The organism is Paractinoplanes toevensis, from assembly GCF_018332695.1.
Classification (GTDB): Bacteria; Actinomycetota; Actinomycetes; order Mycobacteriales; family Micromonosporaceae; genus Actinoplanes; species Actinoplanes toevensis.
Window position 1 is genome coordinate 23,443 of sequence record NZ_BOQN01000181.1, and the last position, 16,912, is coordinate 40,354.

Sequence of the window (16,912 nt, forward strand, 5' to 3'; positions counted from 1 at the left end):
GTGGGGGTGGCACGCTGAGGTTATCGGACGCCACCCCGGAAGTCCCCGCCGAGCTTGCCGCCCGGCTCGGACAATCACCGCGAAGGCGGCAAATGCCCGAGCCGGGTTAACAGATTCACACCCGCGCGACCGAAACCGTGACCTGTTCGCCGTCCCCGACCTCGCCGGCGAACCCGTCGGCACCGGCCGGCACGAACGCGACCGACGTCGCCAGGGTCTCCCCGGCCACGAAGTCGCGGTGCGTCTCGACCGCCGCCCGGACCGCGTCGGCGGCCGACACGGTGAGCGCGATCCGATCCGAGACGTCCAGGTCGGCCTCCCGGCGGGCCTGCTGGACCACCCGGATCACGTCCCGGGCCAGGCCCTCGGCCAGCAGTTCCGGCGTCACCACGGTGTCGAGCACGACCACGCCGGCCCCGGCCGGCAGCGGTGCCGAGTTCGCCACGTCGGCGGCGACCAGCTTCAGTTCGTACTCGCCGTCCTGCAGGGCCACGCCGGCCGCGACCGGCGCGCCGTCGACCAGCTGCCAGTCGCCTTTCTTCACCGCCTGGATGACCTGCTGGACCTGCTTGCCGAGACGCGGGCCGAGGGCCCGCGGCACGACCGTGAGGACCTGCTCGCAGTACGCGGCCACGTCGTCGGTGAAGACCACGTCCTTGACGTTGACCTCGTCCTTGAGCAGGTCGCCGAGGGTTTCCAGGCCTCGGGCGTCCCCGCTGGCCACGGTCAGTTTGGCCAGCGGCAGCCGCACTCGCAGGGCCCGGGCCTTGCGCAGCGACAGCGCCGCCGAGGCGACGTCCCGGATGGCGTCCATCGAGGCGACCAGGTCGTGGTCGGCCGGGAAGTCGGCCGCCGACGGCCAGTCCGTCAGGTGCACCGACCGGGAACCGGTCAGGCCACGCCAGATCTCCTCCACGGTCAGCGGGGCCAGCGGCGCCACGACCCGGCACAGCGTCTCGAGCACGGTCGCGAGGGTGTCGAAGGCATCCTCGTCACCGGCCCAGAAGCGGTCCCGCGAGCGACGCACATACCAGTTGGTCAGGGCGTCCAGGTAGGACCGCACCGAGGCCGCCGCGCCGGAGATGTCGTATTCATCCATCTGGCGCTGCACGTCCGCGATCAGCTCACCGGTCTTTGCCAGCACGTACCGGTCAAGCAGGTGTTTGGAATTTGTCCGGAATTTCGCGTCATAGCCGGAGGCGTTGGCGTAGAGGCTGAAGAAGTACCAGACATTCCAGAGCGGAAGCAGCACCTGGCGCACCGAGTCGCGGATCGCGGTCTCGGTGACCGGCATGTCCCCACCCCGCAGCACCGGCGACGACATCAGCATCCAGCGCATCGCGTCCGAGCCGTAGCTGTCGAAGACCCGGTAGACATCCGGGTAGTTGCGCAGCGACTTCGACATCTTCCGGCCGTCCTCGCCGAGCAGGATGCCGTGGCTGAGGCAGCTGCGGAACGCGGGGCGGTCGAACAGCGCCGTGGCCAGCACGTGCATGGTGTAGAACCAGCCGCGGGTCTGCCCGATGTACTCGACGATGAAGTCGCCCGGGTAGTGGTGCTCGAACCAGTCCTTGTTCTCGAACGGGTAGTGCACCTGGGCGAACGGCATCGAACCGGACTCGAACCAGCAGTCCAGCACCTCCGGCACGCGCCGCATCGTCGACCTGCCGGTCGGGTCGTCCGGGTTCGGGCGGGTCAGCTCGTCCACGAACGGCCGGTGCAGGTCGGTGACCTTGACGCCGAAGTCGCGCTCCAGCTCCTCGAAGGAGCCGTAGACGTCGACCCGCGGGTAGTTCGGGTCGTCCGACTTCCACACCGGGATCGGCGAGCCCCAGAACCGGTTCCGGGAGATCGACCAGTCCCGGGCGTTCGCCAGCCACTTGCCGAACGAGCCCTCCTTGATGTGCGCCGGCGTCCAGGTGATCTCCTGGTTGAGCTCGACCATCCGGTCCCGGAACTTCGTCACGGCGACGAACCACGACGACACCGCCTTGTAGATCAGCGGGGTGTCGCAGCGCCAGCAGTGCGGGTAGGAGTGCGTGTAGCCCTCGTGCTTGACCAGCACGCCCTTTTCGCGCAGCGAAGCAACGATCGGCTTGTTCGCGTCGAAGACCTGCACGCCCTGATACGGCGGCACCAGCGCGGTGAACCGGGCGTGGTCGTCCACGGCCACCACCGTCGGGATGCCGGCCGCGTTGCAGACGTTCTGGTCGTCCTCGCCGAAGGCCGGTGCCTGGTGCACGACCCCGGTGCCGTCCTCGTCGCTCACGTAATCGGCCGCGAGGACCTGGAAGGCGTTCGGCCCGCCCTGCTCGACGAGGAAGTCGAACAGCGGTGTGTACCGCCGCCCGGCCAGGTCACGACCCATCACCGAGCCGACCTTTGCAAAACCTTCAAGCTCTTTTGCGTACGCCGTGACGCGCGACGCACCCATGATCAGCTTCTCGCCGTCCTTCTCCAGCACGGCGTACTCGATGTCCGGCCCGACGGCCAGCGCGAGGTTCGACGGCAGCGTCCACGGCGTGGTGGTCCAGACCGCGACCTTCTCACCCGTCTCCAACTGGAACAGCACGGTCACGGCCGGGTCGGTGCGGTCCCGGTAGACGTCGTCCATCCGGGTCTCGGTGTTCGACAGCGGCGTCTCGCACCGGAAGCAGTACGCCAGCACCCGGAAGCCTTCGTACACCAGGCCCTTGTCGGACAGCGTCTTGAACGCCCACATGACCGACTCCATGTAACTGGGGTCGAGGGTCTTGTAGTCGTTCTCGAAGTCCACCCACCGGGCCTGACGGGTGACGTACCCCTCCCAGTCCTTGGTGTAGGCGAGCACGGACGTGCGGCAGGCCTCGTTGAACTTGTCGATGCCCAGGTCGACGATCTGCGCCTTGGTGGTGATGCCGAGCTGCTTCTCCGCCTCGATCTCGGCGGGCATGCCGTGCGTGTCCCAGCCGAAGCGGCGCTCCACGTGCTTGCCGCGCATCGTCTGATAGCGCGGCACCAGGTCCTTCACGTAGCCGGTGAAGAGGTGTCCGTAGTGCGGCAGGCCGTTGGCGAACGGCGGTCCGTCGTAGAAGACGTACTCGTTGCTGCCGTTGTCGCCGGCCGGGTTGCGGGCGACGGACGCCTCGAACGTGTGGTCGGCCGCCCAGTGGTCGAGCACCGCGCGCTCGACCGCGGGCAGGTCCGGGCTGGCCGGTACGCCCGAGGCGTCGGTGTGCTTGGGATAGGCCATGTCGGCGGTTCTCCTCGATGCAGTCAACAGATGCGACTGCGAGGACGAGCGTCTCTTCCGACGCCCGCGGTACCACCTCGCTTGACGGGGTCTCGACCCCATCCGCTCTTCGCCGGATTTCTCTGCGCGGTCCGGTCCCGCCCGGTTCTACTCAGGCTTGCGCCTTTTCTTCCGGAGGCTCCCCGGTGATGGCCGGTTCGTCGCCTGCGTCAGGACAACGATACCGGCCATCCCGGGATTCCTTCATCCGGATTACCTCCGGCGGGGTGCCGTCAGCTTCGTCGACCACAGCGAGACGCCGTCACGGTCGCGCAGGTACACGGTCAGGTCGCCGGAGTGCCCGTCGATCTCGACCTCGCCGAAGTGCTGGTAGCCGTCGGCCGGCGAGGTGTTGGCGACCGGCGGGGCGTGCACGAACGCGGTTTTCGGGCCGAACGTGCCGTCCAGGGCATTCGGGCCGAACGCCCCCGCGTGCGCCGGGCCGGAGACGAACTCCCAGAACGGCGTGAAGTCCTGCACCGCCGCCCGGGCCGGGTCGTAGTGCTGGGCCGCGGTGTAGTGCACGTCGGCGGTGAGAAGGACGATGCCGGTCACGTGGTGCCGGTGCGCGTCCCGCAGCACCTGGGCGAATTCCAGCTCCCGGCCGAGCGGCGCGCCGTTGTCGCCCTGTGCGACACCCTCCTGCGCGGTGGGGCCGTCCGGCACGACCAGGCCGAGCGGCAGGTCATTGGCGATGATCTTCCAGGTGGCCGTCGACTCCCGCAGGGCCCGGATCAGCCACTCACGCTGCTCCCGGCCGAGCAGACCGCGCTTCGGGTCGGCGTACGTGTTGCCGTCGTTGATGTCCTTGACGGTCCGCATGTCGAGGATGAACAGGTCGACCAGCGGCCCGTGCGAGATCTTCCGGTAGACCGGGCCGCTCCGCGACGGGATCGGCACCCACTCGTGATAGGCCTGGTGAGCCCGGGCGGCGAGCACGTCCACCCGCTTCTCGGTGTACCGAGCGTCGTCCAGGATCTCCCCCGGGTACCAGTTGTTCAGCACCTCGTGGTCGTCCCACTGATTGATCTGGGCAACCTCGGCCGAGAACCGCTTGTACGAATCGTCCAGCAGGTTGTAGGCGTACTGCCCGCGGTACTCGGTGAGCGTCTCAGCGACCTTCAGCTTCTCCTCGGTCAGCACATTGCGCCAGATCCGCCCGTCCGGCAGCGTCACGGTCTCGGTCAGCGGCCCGTCGGCGTAGACGGTGTCGCCCGAGTGCAACAGGAAGTCCGGACGGCGCCGGCGCATAGATTCGAAGAGCTTCAAGCCGCCGTACGCCGGATCGATGCCCCAGCCCTGGCCGACCACGTCACCGGTCCAGACGAACCGGACGTCCCGCCTTTTCGTCGGGGCCGTCGACAGCGAGCCGTCCAGCGAGGAGCCGTAGAGGCCGGGCCGGTCCAGGCTCTCGGCCCGCACCCGGTAATAGATCTTGGAATCGGCCGGCAGGTTGTGCAGCCGCAGCTTGCCGGTGAAGTCGGTGGCCGGCGTGACGACCGGGCCGCGCAGCAGGCGGCCGCCGCGCAGGTCGGGACGGCGGCTCACCTGCACCCAGAGCCGCGCCGGGCGGTCGGCCCGGCTCCACACGATGGCCGAGTCGGCGGTGGCGTCGCCGCTCTGCACGCCGTGCGTCAGCAGCGGGCGGACACCGGCCGAGGAGAACGCGGGCGCTTCGAACAGGGCGCTGCCGACCAGGCCGGCGGCCCCGGCTCCTACGCCGGCACGGAGCAGATTGCGTCGCGAGATCGAGGTCATACCCAGATGCCTATCGATCGGACGTGGCCGCCGAGTGGCCGTTCCCTAAACTTCACCCCGTGATCCGCATCGAGCTCGATGAACCGACGCTGGCTCGCACCCGGATCGCGATCAGCCCGTTCGCCGAGGTCGTGTGCAGCCTGTTCCTGCTGCGCCGCCACCCGGCCGGAGCGCCCTGGCCGTACGACACGTGGGCCCTGCGGGCCCGGGAGATCCTGCGGACCGTCCCCGCGACCGCGCCGGTTTCGCTCTATCTGGAACTGCCGACGAGCTTCCCGGACTTCCTCGATCCGATCCCCGAGACACCCACCTCGACCATCGGCGAACAACTCGAATGGTTCCGTGCGACGCCCGCCGAGATCATCGAGGAGCAGCTGGCCGAGTACTACCCGTCCGGTGCGCTGCCGGAGCTGCTACGGCCGTTCCGCGACGACCGCGCGGCGGCGCTGAATCGGCTCGCCGACGGGATCGCCGCGTACTGGGACGCGGCGATCGCGCCGCACTGGCCGGCCATGCGGGCCGCGCTGGACGAGGAGGTGCTGCTGCGGGCCCGGGCGCTGGCCGCCGACGGTCCGGACGCCTTGCTCGCCCGGCTGCACGAGCGGATCCGCTGGGACCCGCCGGTGCTCACCCTGGTCAAGCCGCTCGAGCATTCCTTCGAGGCGGTCGACCAGCGCCTGCTGCTGGTGCCGCTGATCTTCTCGCGCGGCGCGCTGCACTGCTCGTCCGATCATCCCGATGTGGTCATGGTGACGTACCAGTCGCGCGGCTCCGCCCTGCTCGCCGCGGCCCCCGCGCCGCACGCCGACGACCGGCTGGCCATCCTGGTCGGCCGGGGCCGGGCCGCCGTGCTGCGCGCGCTGACCGTGCCGGCGTCCACGACCGGCCTGGCCACCGCGCTCGGCCTGGCGCCCAGCACGGTGTCCGAACACCTGGCCGGCCTGCAGGCCGCCGGGGTCGTGCACCGCCGCCGGGCCGGGCGCCGCGTTCTGTACGGCCTCGAGCCGGCCGGGATCGCGCTGGTCAACCTGCTCGGCGGAGATTCGGCCGGAGCCGAATTCGTTTCCTGACCAACCCGGCTCCCCTAGCGTTCCGGCTCATGGACAGCGACTACGCCATCGAAGCGGATCAGTTGCGCCGCACCTATCGGGGACGGTCCGGCTGGCTGCGGCCACGCCGGACCGAGGTGGACGCCGTCCGGGGCGTGTCCTTCACCGTCCGGCGTGGTGAGCTGTTCGGCCTGCTCGGGCCGAACGGCGCCGGCAAGACCACCACCATCAAGATGCTGAACACCCTGCTCCTGCCGACCTCCGGCACGGCACGGGTGTGCGGCCACGACGTGGTCCGGCAGACCAGGGAGGTACGCCGCCGGATCGGTTACGTCTTCGGCGGCGACCGCGGTCTGTACGAGCGGCTGTCCGCCCTCGACAACCTGCGGTACTTCGCCGAGCTGTACGGTGTGTCCCCGCGCGACCGGAAGCGGCGCATCGCCGAACTGCTCGACCTGGTCGGGCTGGCCGGCCGGGAACGCGAGCGGGTCGAGGGCTACTCGCGCGGCATGCGGCAACGGCTGCACATCGCCCGCGGCCTGCTGCACTCGCCGGACGTCCTGTTCCTCGACGAACCGTCCATCGGAGTCGACCCGGTGGCCGCCCGCGAACTGCGCCGCACGGTCGCCGAGCTGGCCGCGACCGGCACCACCGTGCTGCTCACCACGCACTACATGGTCGAGGCCGACGAGCTGTGCGACCGCATCGCGGTGATCGCCGACGGGCAGATCCAGGCGCTGGGCAGCCCGGCCGAGCTGCGCCACCGGGCGGACGGCCGCCGGGTGGTCGAGGTGGAGGCGTACGGCGTGCCGGACACCGCCGTGTCCGCGCTGCGCGGCCTGCCCGGGGTGCGGGAGACCGCGGTCGAGGAGCGCGGCGCGCTGCAGCTGCTGACCGTCCAGTCCGACGCGCACGTGGACGTGCAGGGCGAGATCCTGCGCGAGCTGGCCGGCGTCCGGCTCGGCCGGGTCTCCAGCCGCGAACCCACCCTCGAGGACGCGTACGTCGCGATCGTCAACGCCGCATGAGGACCCTGCGCATGCTGCTGCTCGGCACCCTGATGCACGTCAAGCAGATCAGCCGGTCGCCGTTCGAGGTGGCGATCGCCATGGTCGTCCCGATCGTGCAGGCCACCCTGGCGGTCTACCTGTTCCGGTCCGGCGGTGAACAGCACCGCCTGATCGAGGCGGCGGTCGGCGCCGGCCTGATGGGGGTCTGGTCCTCGGTCCTGTTCGGCTCGGGCGGCGCCATCCAGAACCAGCGATGGCAGGGCACTCTCGAAATGATCATGCTGGCGCCCCGCCGGCCGGTCCTGGTGATCCTGCCGATCACCGTGGCCACCGGACTGACCGGCGCCTACTCGCTGCTCGCCACGCTGGCCTGGGGCCGGCTGCTCTACGGCATCCGCCTCGACTTCGCGCACCCGGCCGCCTTCGTGGCGGCCGCCGTGGTCTGCGTGGTCGCGCTCGGCATGTTCGGCCTGCTGCTGGCCTCGACGTTCGTGCTGATGCGCAACGCCAACGCGCTGACCAACGCGCTCGAATACCCGATCTGGCTGGTCTCCGGGATGCTCGTACCGATCACCGTGCTGCCGGCCTGGACCGGCCCGATCGCCGCGGTGCTCCCGACCACCTGGGGCGCTCGCGCTCTGCGCGAGGCCACCACCGGCGGGCCGGTGTGGCCCTCGGCCGGCATCTGCCTCGCCATCAGCCTCGTCTGCCTCACCCTGGGAGGCTTCGCCATGACGTACGTGGAACGCCGCGCCCGCGCCGCCGCGACCCTGGCCCTCGCGTGAAAACGCTGCGCCTGATGACCGTGGGCGGCGTGATCGCCTACCGTGCCCTGTTCAACTGGACCAGGCCGAGCATCTTCATCGGCACCCTCCTGGTCGGTCCGCTGTTCCAGCTGCTCTTCTTCGCCTACCTGGGCCGCCAGCTGCAGGTCGCCGACGACCGCTTCTACCTCGTCGGCAACGCGGTGCTCACCGCCACCTTGGCCGGCGTCTTCGGCGGCACGCTGGCGGTCGGCAACGAGCGCCGGTACGGCACGCTCGGCCACGTGCTGCTGTCCCCGCGCAGCCGCACCGTGGTTTTCCTCGGGCGGGCCCTGCCGTACGCCGGGAACGGCCTGCTCATCGCGGCGTTCACGCTCAGCGTCAGCGCCCTGCTGCTGGGTCTGCGGATCCCGCTGCCGGCGCTGCCCGGCCTGGTGCTGGCGATGGCGACCGGCTCACTCGCCTGCAGCTTCTTCGGTCTCACGCTGGGCGCGCTCGGTCTGCGCTTCCGGGACGTCTGGGTGATCTCGAACGTCGCGGTGGCCCTGCTGATGCTGCTCACCGGCGTGAACGTACCCAGCGCCGGGCTGCCCGGCTGGATGGTGGCGATCGGAAACTACCTCCCGATCACCCATGCCGCCGAGGCGGCCCGCCGGTTCGCCGGCGGGGCGAGCCTGGCCGAGGCCGGGCCGGAGGTGGCCCGGGAGGCCCTGATCGGCCTCGGTTACGCCGTGCTCGCCGCGGCGCTTCTCAAGATCTTCGAACTTGAGTCGCGCCGCACGGCGAGCCTGGAGACGCTGTAGCTCAGAGCTTGGGGAACCAGAGCGCCAGCTCGCGGGCCGCGCTCTCCGGCGAGTCGGAGGCGTGCACCAGGTTTTCCCGATTGGACAGGGAGAAGTCGCCGCGGATCGTGCCGGCCGCCGCCTTACGGCCGTCGGTCGAGCCGATCATCGCGCGGACCACCTCGATCACCTGGTCGCCGCTGAGCACCAGCGCCGCCAGCGGGCCGCTGGTCATGAACTCCTTGAGCGGCGGGTAGAACGCCTTGTCCACGTGGTCGGCGTAGTGCTGGTCGGCGAGGCTCGCATCCATCGTCCGCAGCTCGATCGCCTCGATCGCCAGACCCTTGCGCTCGAAACGCGAGATGATCTCGCCGAGCAGGCCACGACGCACCGCGTCGGGCTTGACGAGCACGAGGGAACGCTCGATGGGGCTGGTCACGAAGATCCTCCAGAACTAGCTGTGCGGCAACACGCGCGGAGTTCAGCCTATCGGTACCAGGTTTGCGGTAGGCGGCAACGCCGGGACTACCGCACTTTCGCTCGGACGGGGCCGGGCAATAACCTGACGGGAACAGCGGGAGGTCCACATTGGCAAACCAGACCGGCCGTCCTATCGCACCGGCGCGCAAGCTGGTGGCGGCCGTCATGGGCACCATCGCCGTCTTCGTCGTGGCGCTCGGCCTCGGCATGTCCAGCTGGGGGGTGGTGGTGTTCGGCCTGGCCGTGCTCGCCCTCTCGATCGCACTGGGCATGGTCAATGTCGTGCGGCGCGGTGCCCGCGCCTGGGTCACCGGCACCGCCGAGGTCCGCGCGATCTCGCCGCCGCCCACGTCGTCGGCCGTCTACGGGCGCGCCGAGATCCAGGCCGTGGTGGTCGCGCCCGGACTGCCCACCTCCGAGGTGGTCATCCGTGAGCCGCGCGTGCCGGTGGTGAAGTGGCCGATGATCGGCGACACCCTCCCGATCACCGTCGACGTCGACGACATGCGCCGGGTCCGCATCAACTGGGACGAGGCGACCCCGCACGAGCGCGGCGAGGACCCGCCACCCCCGCCCCCCACCGTCTACGACGACGACATCGTCGGCGACGACGGCACCGACCTGCTGGACGACCCGGAACCCCCGCCGTGGACGACCCGGGACCGCCAGTGGGACCCGGACGACGAGCCGCCGCCGCCCCCGCCCGCGTCGGCCGGCCCCGAGACGGTCGTCGTGCACCACACCCCCGAGGGCACGATCCTCGAGGGCGAGCTGGTCGACCACGACGAGACCGCGCAGCCACTGCCCCGCCGAGCACCGGGCGCCTCGGCCCCCAGCGGACCGGCCCCCAGCGCACCAGGCCCCAGCGGACCGGCCCCCAGCGGACCGGGCCCCGGTGCGGCCGCTGCCGGAGCCGCCGCCGGTGCCGCTGCCGGTGCCGCCGCGAGCCGGCCCGCGGGCGCCCGGCCGAGCCCGCACCGCCGGGGTGGCACCGCCACCGCCACCGCCGAACCGGAAACCGCCCACACCACCACGGCGACCACCACAACACCGGCCGCCGCCCAGGAGTTCGCCGCGTCCGGCGCCCCGTCGCAGCGGACCGCGCCGCCGGAGGACCGCCCCGCGCCACCCGAGGACCTCCCGCCCGATCCCCCGGTGGACCTGTCGCTGGACGACCCGGAGCCGACCCCCGAGCCACAGCGGCGCCGCGAGCCGACCGCCGCCGCGACAACCGCGACGCCGTCCCCGGCGAACGACTTCCCGACCGCCCCGGAACCGGTGCAGCCACCCCCCGTAGCGCCCGAGCCGTCCACCCCACTCCCGGCCACCACGCCACAGGCCGGCTGGGACCCGATCGACCTACCCCTCGACGACGACCCCGAGCCGCCCCGAGTGCACAGCGAGCTGCCCATCGACGGCGACCCGGAGCCGGCCCCGGAGCGAACCGACCCGGCCGCCGCCGCAGCCATGGACGCGGGCCTGATCGCGCCTCCCGTCGAGAACCGGCCCGGCCCAGCGACCACGGCGCAGCCCGGCCCACCGTTCGAGGAGCGGCCCACGCCGACAGGCACCGCGCCGCCCGACCCGGCGTCCGAGGAGCGGTCTGGTCCGCCGGCCGCAACACCGCCCGGCCCGACGTTCGGCGAGCGGCCCGGCCCGGTGTTCGCCGAACGGCCAGGTCCGACGAATGCAGCGCCGCCCGGCCCGGCATTCGACGAACGGCCAGGTCCGACGAATGCAGCGCCGCCCGGCCCGGCATTCGACGAGCGGTCCGGTCCGGCGGGCGCAGCGCCGGCCGAGAGGGCGGCGTTCTCCGCGCCGTCCGACGATGTGGTCGACTCCAGCGACCGGCCGACCACGCAGTTCATGACCAATGCCGCCCACGACGCGGAGTCCTCCGCGGCCGCCGGCGCAGCCCGGCACCACGACGGCAAGGGCGGCGTCATCGCCGGTGCGGCCGCCGCGGTGGGCGCCGCGGCCGCTGCGGCGTTCGCGGCCGTCAAGAAGGTCGGCCACACCGACCACGACGAGAACACCCCGCCGCCGTCGCCCACTTCACCAGCCCCCGCTTCGCCCGCGTCCTCGGCCCCCACCGCGGCAACGGATCCATCGCCAGCGGCCGCTTCTGCGGCGCCCGCTTCGACAGCACCCGCTTCGACAGCGCCCGCTTCGGCAGCGGCCGCCTCGGCTTTGGGCACCGCCGCGGCGGCCGGCCGCCGGGACACTCCGGAGGCCGGGCCCTGGTCGGAGCCGCCGCCGGTCACGCCGCAGCCCGACGAGCACGCGGACGACCTGATCACCGCCTACCCGAGCGCGCGGCCCGGCCCGGCCGGCGCCATCTACGGGGTGGGCATCACGGTGCTGGTCACCGACCTGGCCCGGTCGATCGCGTTCTACCGGGACACACTCGGCTTCTACGAGATCGACAGCGGGGACGGCAGCGCCGTGCTCGCCTCCGGCGACACCCGGCTCGTCCTGCGCACGGTGAGCGGTCTGTCCGCCGAGGCCGGCCGGCTGATCTACCTGAACCTCGAGGTGGGCGACGTCGAAGCGGTGTACGCCGAGCTGACCGCCAAGGGCGTGACCTTCGTGCACCCGCCCCAGCCGGTCAACCGGGGCGACCGGCTCGAACTATGGTCGGCCACCTTCCGCGACCCGGACGACCACAACATTGCGATCACCCAGTGGCGGGCCACCCGCTAGCCGAGGATGGTCTTCCTGACATAACCGGCGTACGCCCAGGCGGCCCCGAAGATGAGGCCGAGCACGGCCAGGGACCAGTGCAGCAGGCCGCACGCGATGAGCAGCACCTGCAGCACGGTTCCGGCCGCCCAGGCCCACCGGCGCTTCATCATCCCGGCCAGCAGGGCGGCCAGGACGGCCAGCCCGACCACCGCGCCGACGCCCCAGCCGCTCAGGTGCCCGCCCATGATCCGGATCGGCTGGATGGCCAGGAGCAGCACGATCGCCTCGAGGACAAGCGTGCCGGCGCCCAGACCGCGTACGGCTGCCTGGGGGTTCTTCAGGCCGGAGCGCGGCGTGGCCGCGCCGTTCTCCTTGGGCGCCGGCTCGGTCATCGCTTCAGCAGTTTCCGGGCGTCCGCGACCGTCACGACCGAGCCGGTGATCAGCACACCGACGCCGCTGAGCTCGCCGGAGGTGTCCTCCTCGGCGATCACCACGGCCTCCTCGATCGCGTCCGGCATGTTCTGCGCCACCGTCACCCGGTCCTCGCCGAAGATCTCGATCGCCACCTGGGCGAGCTCGTCGACCGGCATCGAACGGGGCGAGCTGTTCTGCGTCACCACGATCCGGGCGGCCACCGGCTCGAGCAGGTCGAGCAGACCGGACACGTCCTTGTCACCGAGCACCGCCACCACCGCCACCAGGTGCCGGAAGGAGAACTCCTCCTCCAGCGCGCTGGCCGTGGCCGCCATGCCGTGCGGGTTGTGCGCGCCGTCCAGCAGGATCGTCGGCGCGCTGCGCACCCGTTCCAGCCGGCCCGGCGAGTCGACCTGGGCGAAACCCTCCCGGACCAGATCAATCTCGAGCTGCTTGCCCCTACCGGCGCCGAGGAACGCCTCGACGGCGGCGAGCGCCAGCGCCGCGTTCTGCGCCTGGTGTGCCCCGAACAGCGGCAGGAAGATCTCGTCGTAGATCCCGCCGAGGCCCTGCAGGGTGAGCACCTGGCCGCCGACCGCCTGGTTGCGCTCGACGACACCGAACTCGTTGCCCTCGCGGGCCAGGGTCGCCCCCATCTCGGCGCAGCGCTCGAGGATCGGCCGCGCCGCCTCCTCGGTCTGCAGGGCGCTGATCACGGTGGCGCCCTTGTGGATGATGCCGGCCTTGGCCCAGGCGATGTCCTCGATGGTGTCGCCCAGCCACTCGGTGTGGTCGAGCCCGATCGGGGTCATCACGCAGACCCCGGCCTCGATCACGTTGGTGGCGTCCTCCTCGCCGCCCAGGCCCACCTCGACCACGGCGATGTCCACCGGCGCGTCGGCGAAGGCCGAGTACGCCATCGCGGTCGTCATGTCGAAGTAGGTCAGCGGTTCGGTGTTGCGCGCGTCGATCAGCTCGGCGAGCGGCGCGACCTCTTCGTAGGTGGCCACCAGCCGCTCCTCGGAGATCGGCTCGCCGTCCAGGGCGATCCGTTCGCGGACCGTCTCCAGGTGCGGGCTGGTGTACCGGCCGGTGTGCAGGCCGTGGGCCCGCAGCAGTGCGTCGATCATCCGGGCCGTGCTGGTCTTGCCGTTGGTGCCGGTCAGGTGGATCGCCGGGTACGCCCGCTGCGGGCTGCCCAGGACGTCCATCAGGTCCCGGATCTTGCGCATGTCGAAAACCATGCGGGTGAAGCCGCGCTTGTCCAGCGCGGCCACCACCTCGTCGTACTCGCTCATGCTGCCCTCCTCAGGCGGTAGGCAAGCCTCATGCCGTAGGCAACGCGGAAAGCGCGGCCGCAATTCGCGTGAGATCCGCCTCGGCCGTGGCCAGGCGGTCCTTGATCTTCGCGACCACCTGTTCCGGGGCCTTCCCGACGAAGGAATCGTTGCCGAGCTTGGCCCGGCACTGGGCCGCTTCCTTCTCGGCGGCGGCCCTGTCCTTCTCCAGGCGGGCCCGCTCGGCGGCCACGTCGATCGTGCCCCGGGTGTCCAGGTCGACGGTGATGGCGCCGGTGATCGCCAGGGTCGCGGTGGCCGTGAAGCTGTCGTCCGGCCGGTCGAGCCGGGCCAGTGACCGGATCAGCGGCTCGTGCGCGTCGATGCCGACGTTGCCGAGACCGGTCAGCGCGGCGGTCACCCGCTGGGTGGGCTTGAGGCCCTGGTCGGAGCGGAACCGGCGAACCTCGGTGACCACCTTCTGGAGAGCGGCCAGCTCCTCCTCGGCACCGTCGTTGATCAGCGCCTGGTCGGCGGACGGCCACGCGGCCCGGACGACCGTCTCGCCGCCGGTGAGCGCGATCCACAGCTCCTCGGTGACGAACGGGATGACCGGGTGCAGCAGGCGCAGCAGCTGGTCGAGCACGTGGCCCAGGACCCGCCGGGTCGTCGCGCTGCCCTCGGCCAGCACCGGCTTGCTCAGCTCCAGGTACCAGTCGCAGACGTCGTCCCACGCGAAGTGGTAGAGGGTGTCGCAGACCTTGGCGTACTCATAGGTGGCGAACTGTTCGTCCACCTCGGCCACGACGTGCTGCAGCCGGGACAGGATCCACCTGTCGATGGCTGACAATTCCGACGTGTCGGGCAGCGACCCGTCGACCGTCGCGCCGTTCATCAGCGCGAACCGGGTCGCGTTCCACAGCTTGTTGCAGAAATTGCGGGAGCCCTGGCACCACTCCTCGCTGATCGGCACGTCGGAGCCCGGGTTGGCACCACGCGCCAGGGTGAACCGGGTGGCGTCGGCGCCGTACCGCTCGATCCAGTCGAGCGGGTCGACGACGTTGCCGAACGACTTCGACATCTTCTTGCCGTGCCCGTCGCGGACCATGCCGTGCAGGTTGACCACGTCGAACGGCTGCACGTCGTCCATCGCGTACAGGCCGAACATCATCATCCGGGCGACCCAGAAGAACAGGATGTCGTAACCGGTGACCAGAACGCTGGTCGGATAGAACTTGTCGAGTTCCGCCGTCTTCTCCGGCCAGCCCATCGTCGAGAAAGGCCAAAGAGCAGAAGAAAACCAAGTGTCGAGCACGTCTTCGTCCTGGTGCCAGCCGTCGCCGGTGGGCGGCTGCTCGTCCGGTCCGACGCACACCACCTCGCCGTCCGGGCCGTACCACACCGGGATGCGGTGACCCCACCACAGCTGACGCGAGATGCACCAGTCGTGCATGTTGTCGACCCAGGCGAAGTAGCGCTTGGACAACTCGGCCGGCTCGATCGTGACCCGCCCGTCGCGCACCGCGTCACCGGCTTTTTTGGCAAGTGGCGCCGTGTTCACGAACCACTGCAGCGACAGCCGCGGCTCCACGGTCGTCTTGCAGCGCGAGCAGTGCCCGACCGAGTGCACGTAGGGCCGCTTCTCGGCGACGATCCGCCCGTCCTCACGCAGCGCCGCGACGACCGCCGGCCGAGCCTCGTAACGGTCCAGGCCCTCGAACGGCCCGGGCACGGTGACCACCGCACGCTCGTCCATGATCGTGATGCTGGGCAGGTTGTGCCGCTGCCCGATCTCGAAGTCGTTGGGGTCGTGCGCCGGCGTCACCTTGACCGCACCCGTCCCGAACGACGGGTCCACGTGCTCGTCGGCCACGATCGGGATGCGACGCCCGGTCAGCGGCAGCTCCACCTCGGTGCCGACCAGGTGCTTGTAACGCTCGTCGTCGGGGTGCACGGCCACCGCGGTGTCACCGAGCATCGTCTCGGCCCGGGTGGTGGCGACCACGATCGCGTCGGCACCGTCGCCGTACCGGATCGAGACCAGCTCGCCCTCGTCGTCGGTGTGCTCCACCTCGATGTCGCTGAGCGCGGTCAGGCAGCGCGGGCACCAGTTGATGATCCGGTTGGCCCGGTAGATGAGCGAATCGTCGTACAGCCGCTTGAAGATGGTCTGCACGGCCCGCGACAGGCCCTCGTCCATCGTGAACCGCTCGCGCGACCAGTCCACCGAGTCGCCGAGCCGGCGCATCTGGCCGAGGATCGCACCGCCGGACTGCGCCTTCCACTCCCAGACCTTCTCGACGAACTTCTCCCGGCCCAGGTCGTGCCGGGACAGCTGCTGGGTGGCGAGCTGGCGCTCCACGACGTTCTGCGTGGCGATGCCGGCGTGGTCCATGCCGGGCAGCCACAGCACCTCGTAGCCCTGCATCCGCTTAAGGCGGGAAAGGGTGTCCTGGATGGTGTGGTCGAGGGCGTGGCCGACGTGCAGCGAACCGGTCACGTTGGGCGGCGGGATGACGATCGAGAAGGCCGGCTTGTCGCTGGCCGGGTCGGCCGTGAAGTAGCCCGCCGATACCCACGCCTCGTACCGCCGCTGCTCTACCTCGCCCGGCTGGTACTGGGCGGAGAGGCCACCGGTGGGCCGGCTGTCGGGGGTGCGGGTCTCGGTCGTATCGGTCACCCGACAAGTCTACGGACGGCCGCGTCGAACCCGAATTCGCACCTCCTCCCCCGGGGGTGGATTGCTACGCTCGCGCAATGTCCGACGCCCCGATCGACATCGGCCCCGTCGAGCTCACCGAGGAGCAGCCCGAGCAGGCTCCCCGCCCGAGGTCGAAGGCCCGCATGATCGTCCTTTCCTCCCTACTGGTCGTGGCGGTCGGCGGCGCCGGCGTGCTGGGCTGGACGGCCTGGCAGATCTCGTCCCAGAAGGACGCGAAGCTGACCACACCCGACACGATCGGCGCGCTGACCCTGGACCAGTCGGAGGACGCCAAGTCCACCGCCGACTACCTGCAGACGGCCCTCGCGGCCGAGGTCGATCTCGACAAGACGGTCGCCGCGGTCTACCAGGACGGCGGCGCCAACAAGAACGTCCTGTTCTTCGGCGGCACCACGCTGTTCTGGACCCCCGAGGACGATCTCGACACCGCCTTCAACCTGATCTCCGACAACCAGGGCTCGGTAACCGGCATTCACGAGGTGGAGGCCGGCGATCTCGGCGGCACGATGAAATGCGGAACGACGAAGTCGGACTCCGGCGAACTGCCGGTCTGTGGCTGGGCCGATCACGGCAGCCTGGCTCTGGCGATGTTCCCGAACCGTACGGTCGCCGAAGCCGCCCCGCTGCTCCAGCAGATCCGCACCGCGGTGGAGAGCCGCTGAACGTGCTTTGAACGGGCACAGCAAAAAGGCCCACCC

The 16,912-nt window shown here is 70.8% G+C and carries 12 protein-coding genes; 6 read left to right on the forward strand and 6 right to left on the reverse strand.

Features of this window, described 5'->3' with window-relative positions:
* Positions 1-115: 115 nt before the first annotated feature.
* The gene (gene ileS, locus Ato02nite_RS49615; RefSeq protein WP_213013725.1) at positions 116-3,232 is read right to left on the reverse strand and encodes an isoleucine--tRNA ligase; all 3,117 of its coding nucleotides are present in this window, start codon (positions 3,230-3,232) and stop codon (positions 116-118) included.
* A 252-nt stretch (positions 3,233-3,484) separates the two neighbouring features.
* Positions 3,485-5,029 carry an alkaline phosphatase D family protein gene (locus Ato02nite_RS49620; protein WP_213013726.1) on the reverse strand — a complete coding sequence of 515 codons (1,545 nt, stop codon included), beginning with the start codon at positions 5,027-5,029 and terminating at the stop codon, positions 3,485-3,487.
* 59 nt (positions 5,030-5,088) lie between these two features.
* On the opposite strand from Ato02nite_RS49620, the gene Ato02nite_RS49625 reads away from it, so the two are divergent.
* From Ato02nite_RS49625 to Ato02nite_RS49640, 4 genes are read left to right on the forward strand one after another with little or no spacing between them, the layout of a single operon-like run.
* A complete protein-coding gene (locus tag Ato02nite_RS49625) occupies positions 5,089-6,099 on the forward strand; it encodes an ArsR/SmtB family transcription factor (RefSeq protein WP_213013727.1) in 1,011 nt (336 codons plus the stop codon).
* 29 nt (positions 6,100-6,128) lie between these two features.
* Positions 6,129-7,106: an ABC transporter ATP-binding protein gene (locus Ato02nite_RS49630; protein WP_246608233.1), complete on the forward strand. Its 978-nt coding sequence runs from the start codon at positions 6,129-6,131 to the stop codon at positions 7,104-7,106.
* The gene (locus tag Ato02nite_RS49635; protein WP_246608234.1) at positions 7,103-7,873 is read left to right on the forward strand and encodes an ABC transporter permease; all 771 of its coding nucleotides are present in this window, start codon (positions 7,103-7,105) and stop codon (positions 7,871-7,873) included. Before Ato02nite_RS49630 ends, Ato02nite_RS49635 begins: the two co-directional genes overlap by 4 nt.
* Positions 7,870-8,655 carry an ABC transporter permease gene (locus tag Ato02nite_RS49640; RefSeq protein ID WP_246608235.1) on the forward strand — a complete coding sequence of 262 codons (786 nt, stop codon included), beginning with the start codon at positions 7,870-7,872 and terminating at the stop codon, positions 8,653-8,655. The genes Ato02nite_RS49635 and Ato02nite_RS49640 overlap by 4 nt, the downstream gene beginning before the upstream one ends.
* Position 8,656: 1 nt before the next feature.
* Here the strand turns inward: Ato02nite_RS49640 and ndk are convergent, their stop codons facing one another.
* Positions 8,657-9,073, reverse strand: coding sequence for a nucleoside-diphosphate kinase (gene ndk / locus Ato02nite_RS49645; RefSeq protein ID WP_438873135.1), 417 nt, complete (start codon positions 9,071-9,073; stop codon positions 8,657-8,659).
* 149 nt (positions 9,074-9,222) lie between these two features.
* Between ndk and Ato02nite_RS52400 the strand changes: the two genes are divergently transcribed.
* Entirely contained in the window at positions 9,223-11,817 is a 2,595-nt protein-coding gene (locus Ato02nite_RS52400; protein WP_246608236.1) for a VOC family protein, read from the forward strand.
* Here the strand turns inward: Ato02nite_RS52400 and Ato02nite_RS49655 are convergent.
* From Ato02nite_RS49655 to Ato02nite_RS49665, 3 genes are read right to left on the reverse strand one after another with little or no spacing between them, the layout of a single operon-like run.
* Entirely contained in the window at positions 11,814-12,191 is a 378-nt protein-coding gene (locus tag Ato02nite_RS49655) for a DUF4233 domain-containing protein (RefSeq protein ID WP_213013728.1), read from the reverse strand. The two genes, Ato02nite_RS52400 and Ato02nite_RS49655, sit on opposite strands and share 4 nt — an antisense overlap.
* A complete protein-coding gene (locus tag Ato02nite_RS49660; protein WP_213013729.1) occupies positions 12,188-13,513 on the reverse strand; it encodes a bifunctional folylpolyglutamate synthase/dihydrofolate synthase in 1,326 nt (441 codons plus the stop codon). Before Ato02nite_RS49660 ends, Ato02nite_RS49655 begins: the two co-directional genes overlap by 4 nt.
* A gap of 28 nt (positions 13,514-13,541) precedes the next feature.
* Complete coding sequence (locus Ato02nite_RS49665) at positions 13,542-16,172, reverse strand: valine--tRNA ligase (protein ID WP_213013730.1); 2,631 nt, start codon at positions 16,170-16,172, stop codon at positions 13,542-13,544.
* A 77-nt stretch (positions 16,173-16,249) separates the two neighbouring features.
* On the opposite strand from Ato02nite_RS49665, the gene Ato02nite_RS49670 reads away from it, so the two are divergent.
* A complete protein-coding gene (locus Ato02nite_RS49670) occupies positions 16,250-16,876 on the forward strand; it encodes a hypothetical protein (RefSeq protein ID WP_213013731.1) in 627 nt (208 codons plus the stop codon).
* Positions 16,877-16,912 lie beyond the last annotated feature (36 nt).

Bases quoted from the DNA above. Each gene is read 5' to 3' on its own strand.
- ileS (WP_213013725.1), bottom strand. From the start codon at position 3,232: ATGGCCTATCCCAAGCACACCGACGCCTCGGGCGTACCGGCCAGCCCG.
- Ato02nite_RS49620 (WP_213013726.1), bottom strand. From the start codon at position 5,029: ATGACCTCGATCTCGCGACGCAATCTGCTCCGTGCCGGCGTAGGAGCC.
- Ato02nite_RS49630 (WP_246608233.1), top strand. From the start codon at position 6,129: ATGGACAGCGACTACGCCATCGAAGCGGATCAGTTGCGCCGCACCTAT.
- Ato02nite_RS49635 (WP_246608234.1), top strand. From the start codon at position 7,103: ATGAGGACCCTGCGCATGCTGCTGCTCGGCACCCTGATGCACGTCAAG.
- Ato02nite_RS49655 (WP_213013728.1), bottom strand. From the start codon at position 12,191: ATGACCGAGCCGGCGCCCAAGGAGAACGGCGCGGCCACGCCGCGCTCC.
- Ato02nite_RS49660 (WP_213013729.1), bottom strand. From the start codon at position 13,513: ATGAGCGAGTACGACGAGGTGGTGGCCGCGCTGGACAAGCGCGGCTTC.
- Ato02nite_RS49670 (WP_213013731.1), top strand. From the start codon at position 16,250: ATGTCCGACGCCCCGATCGACATCGGCCCCGTCGAGCTCACCGAGGAG.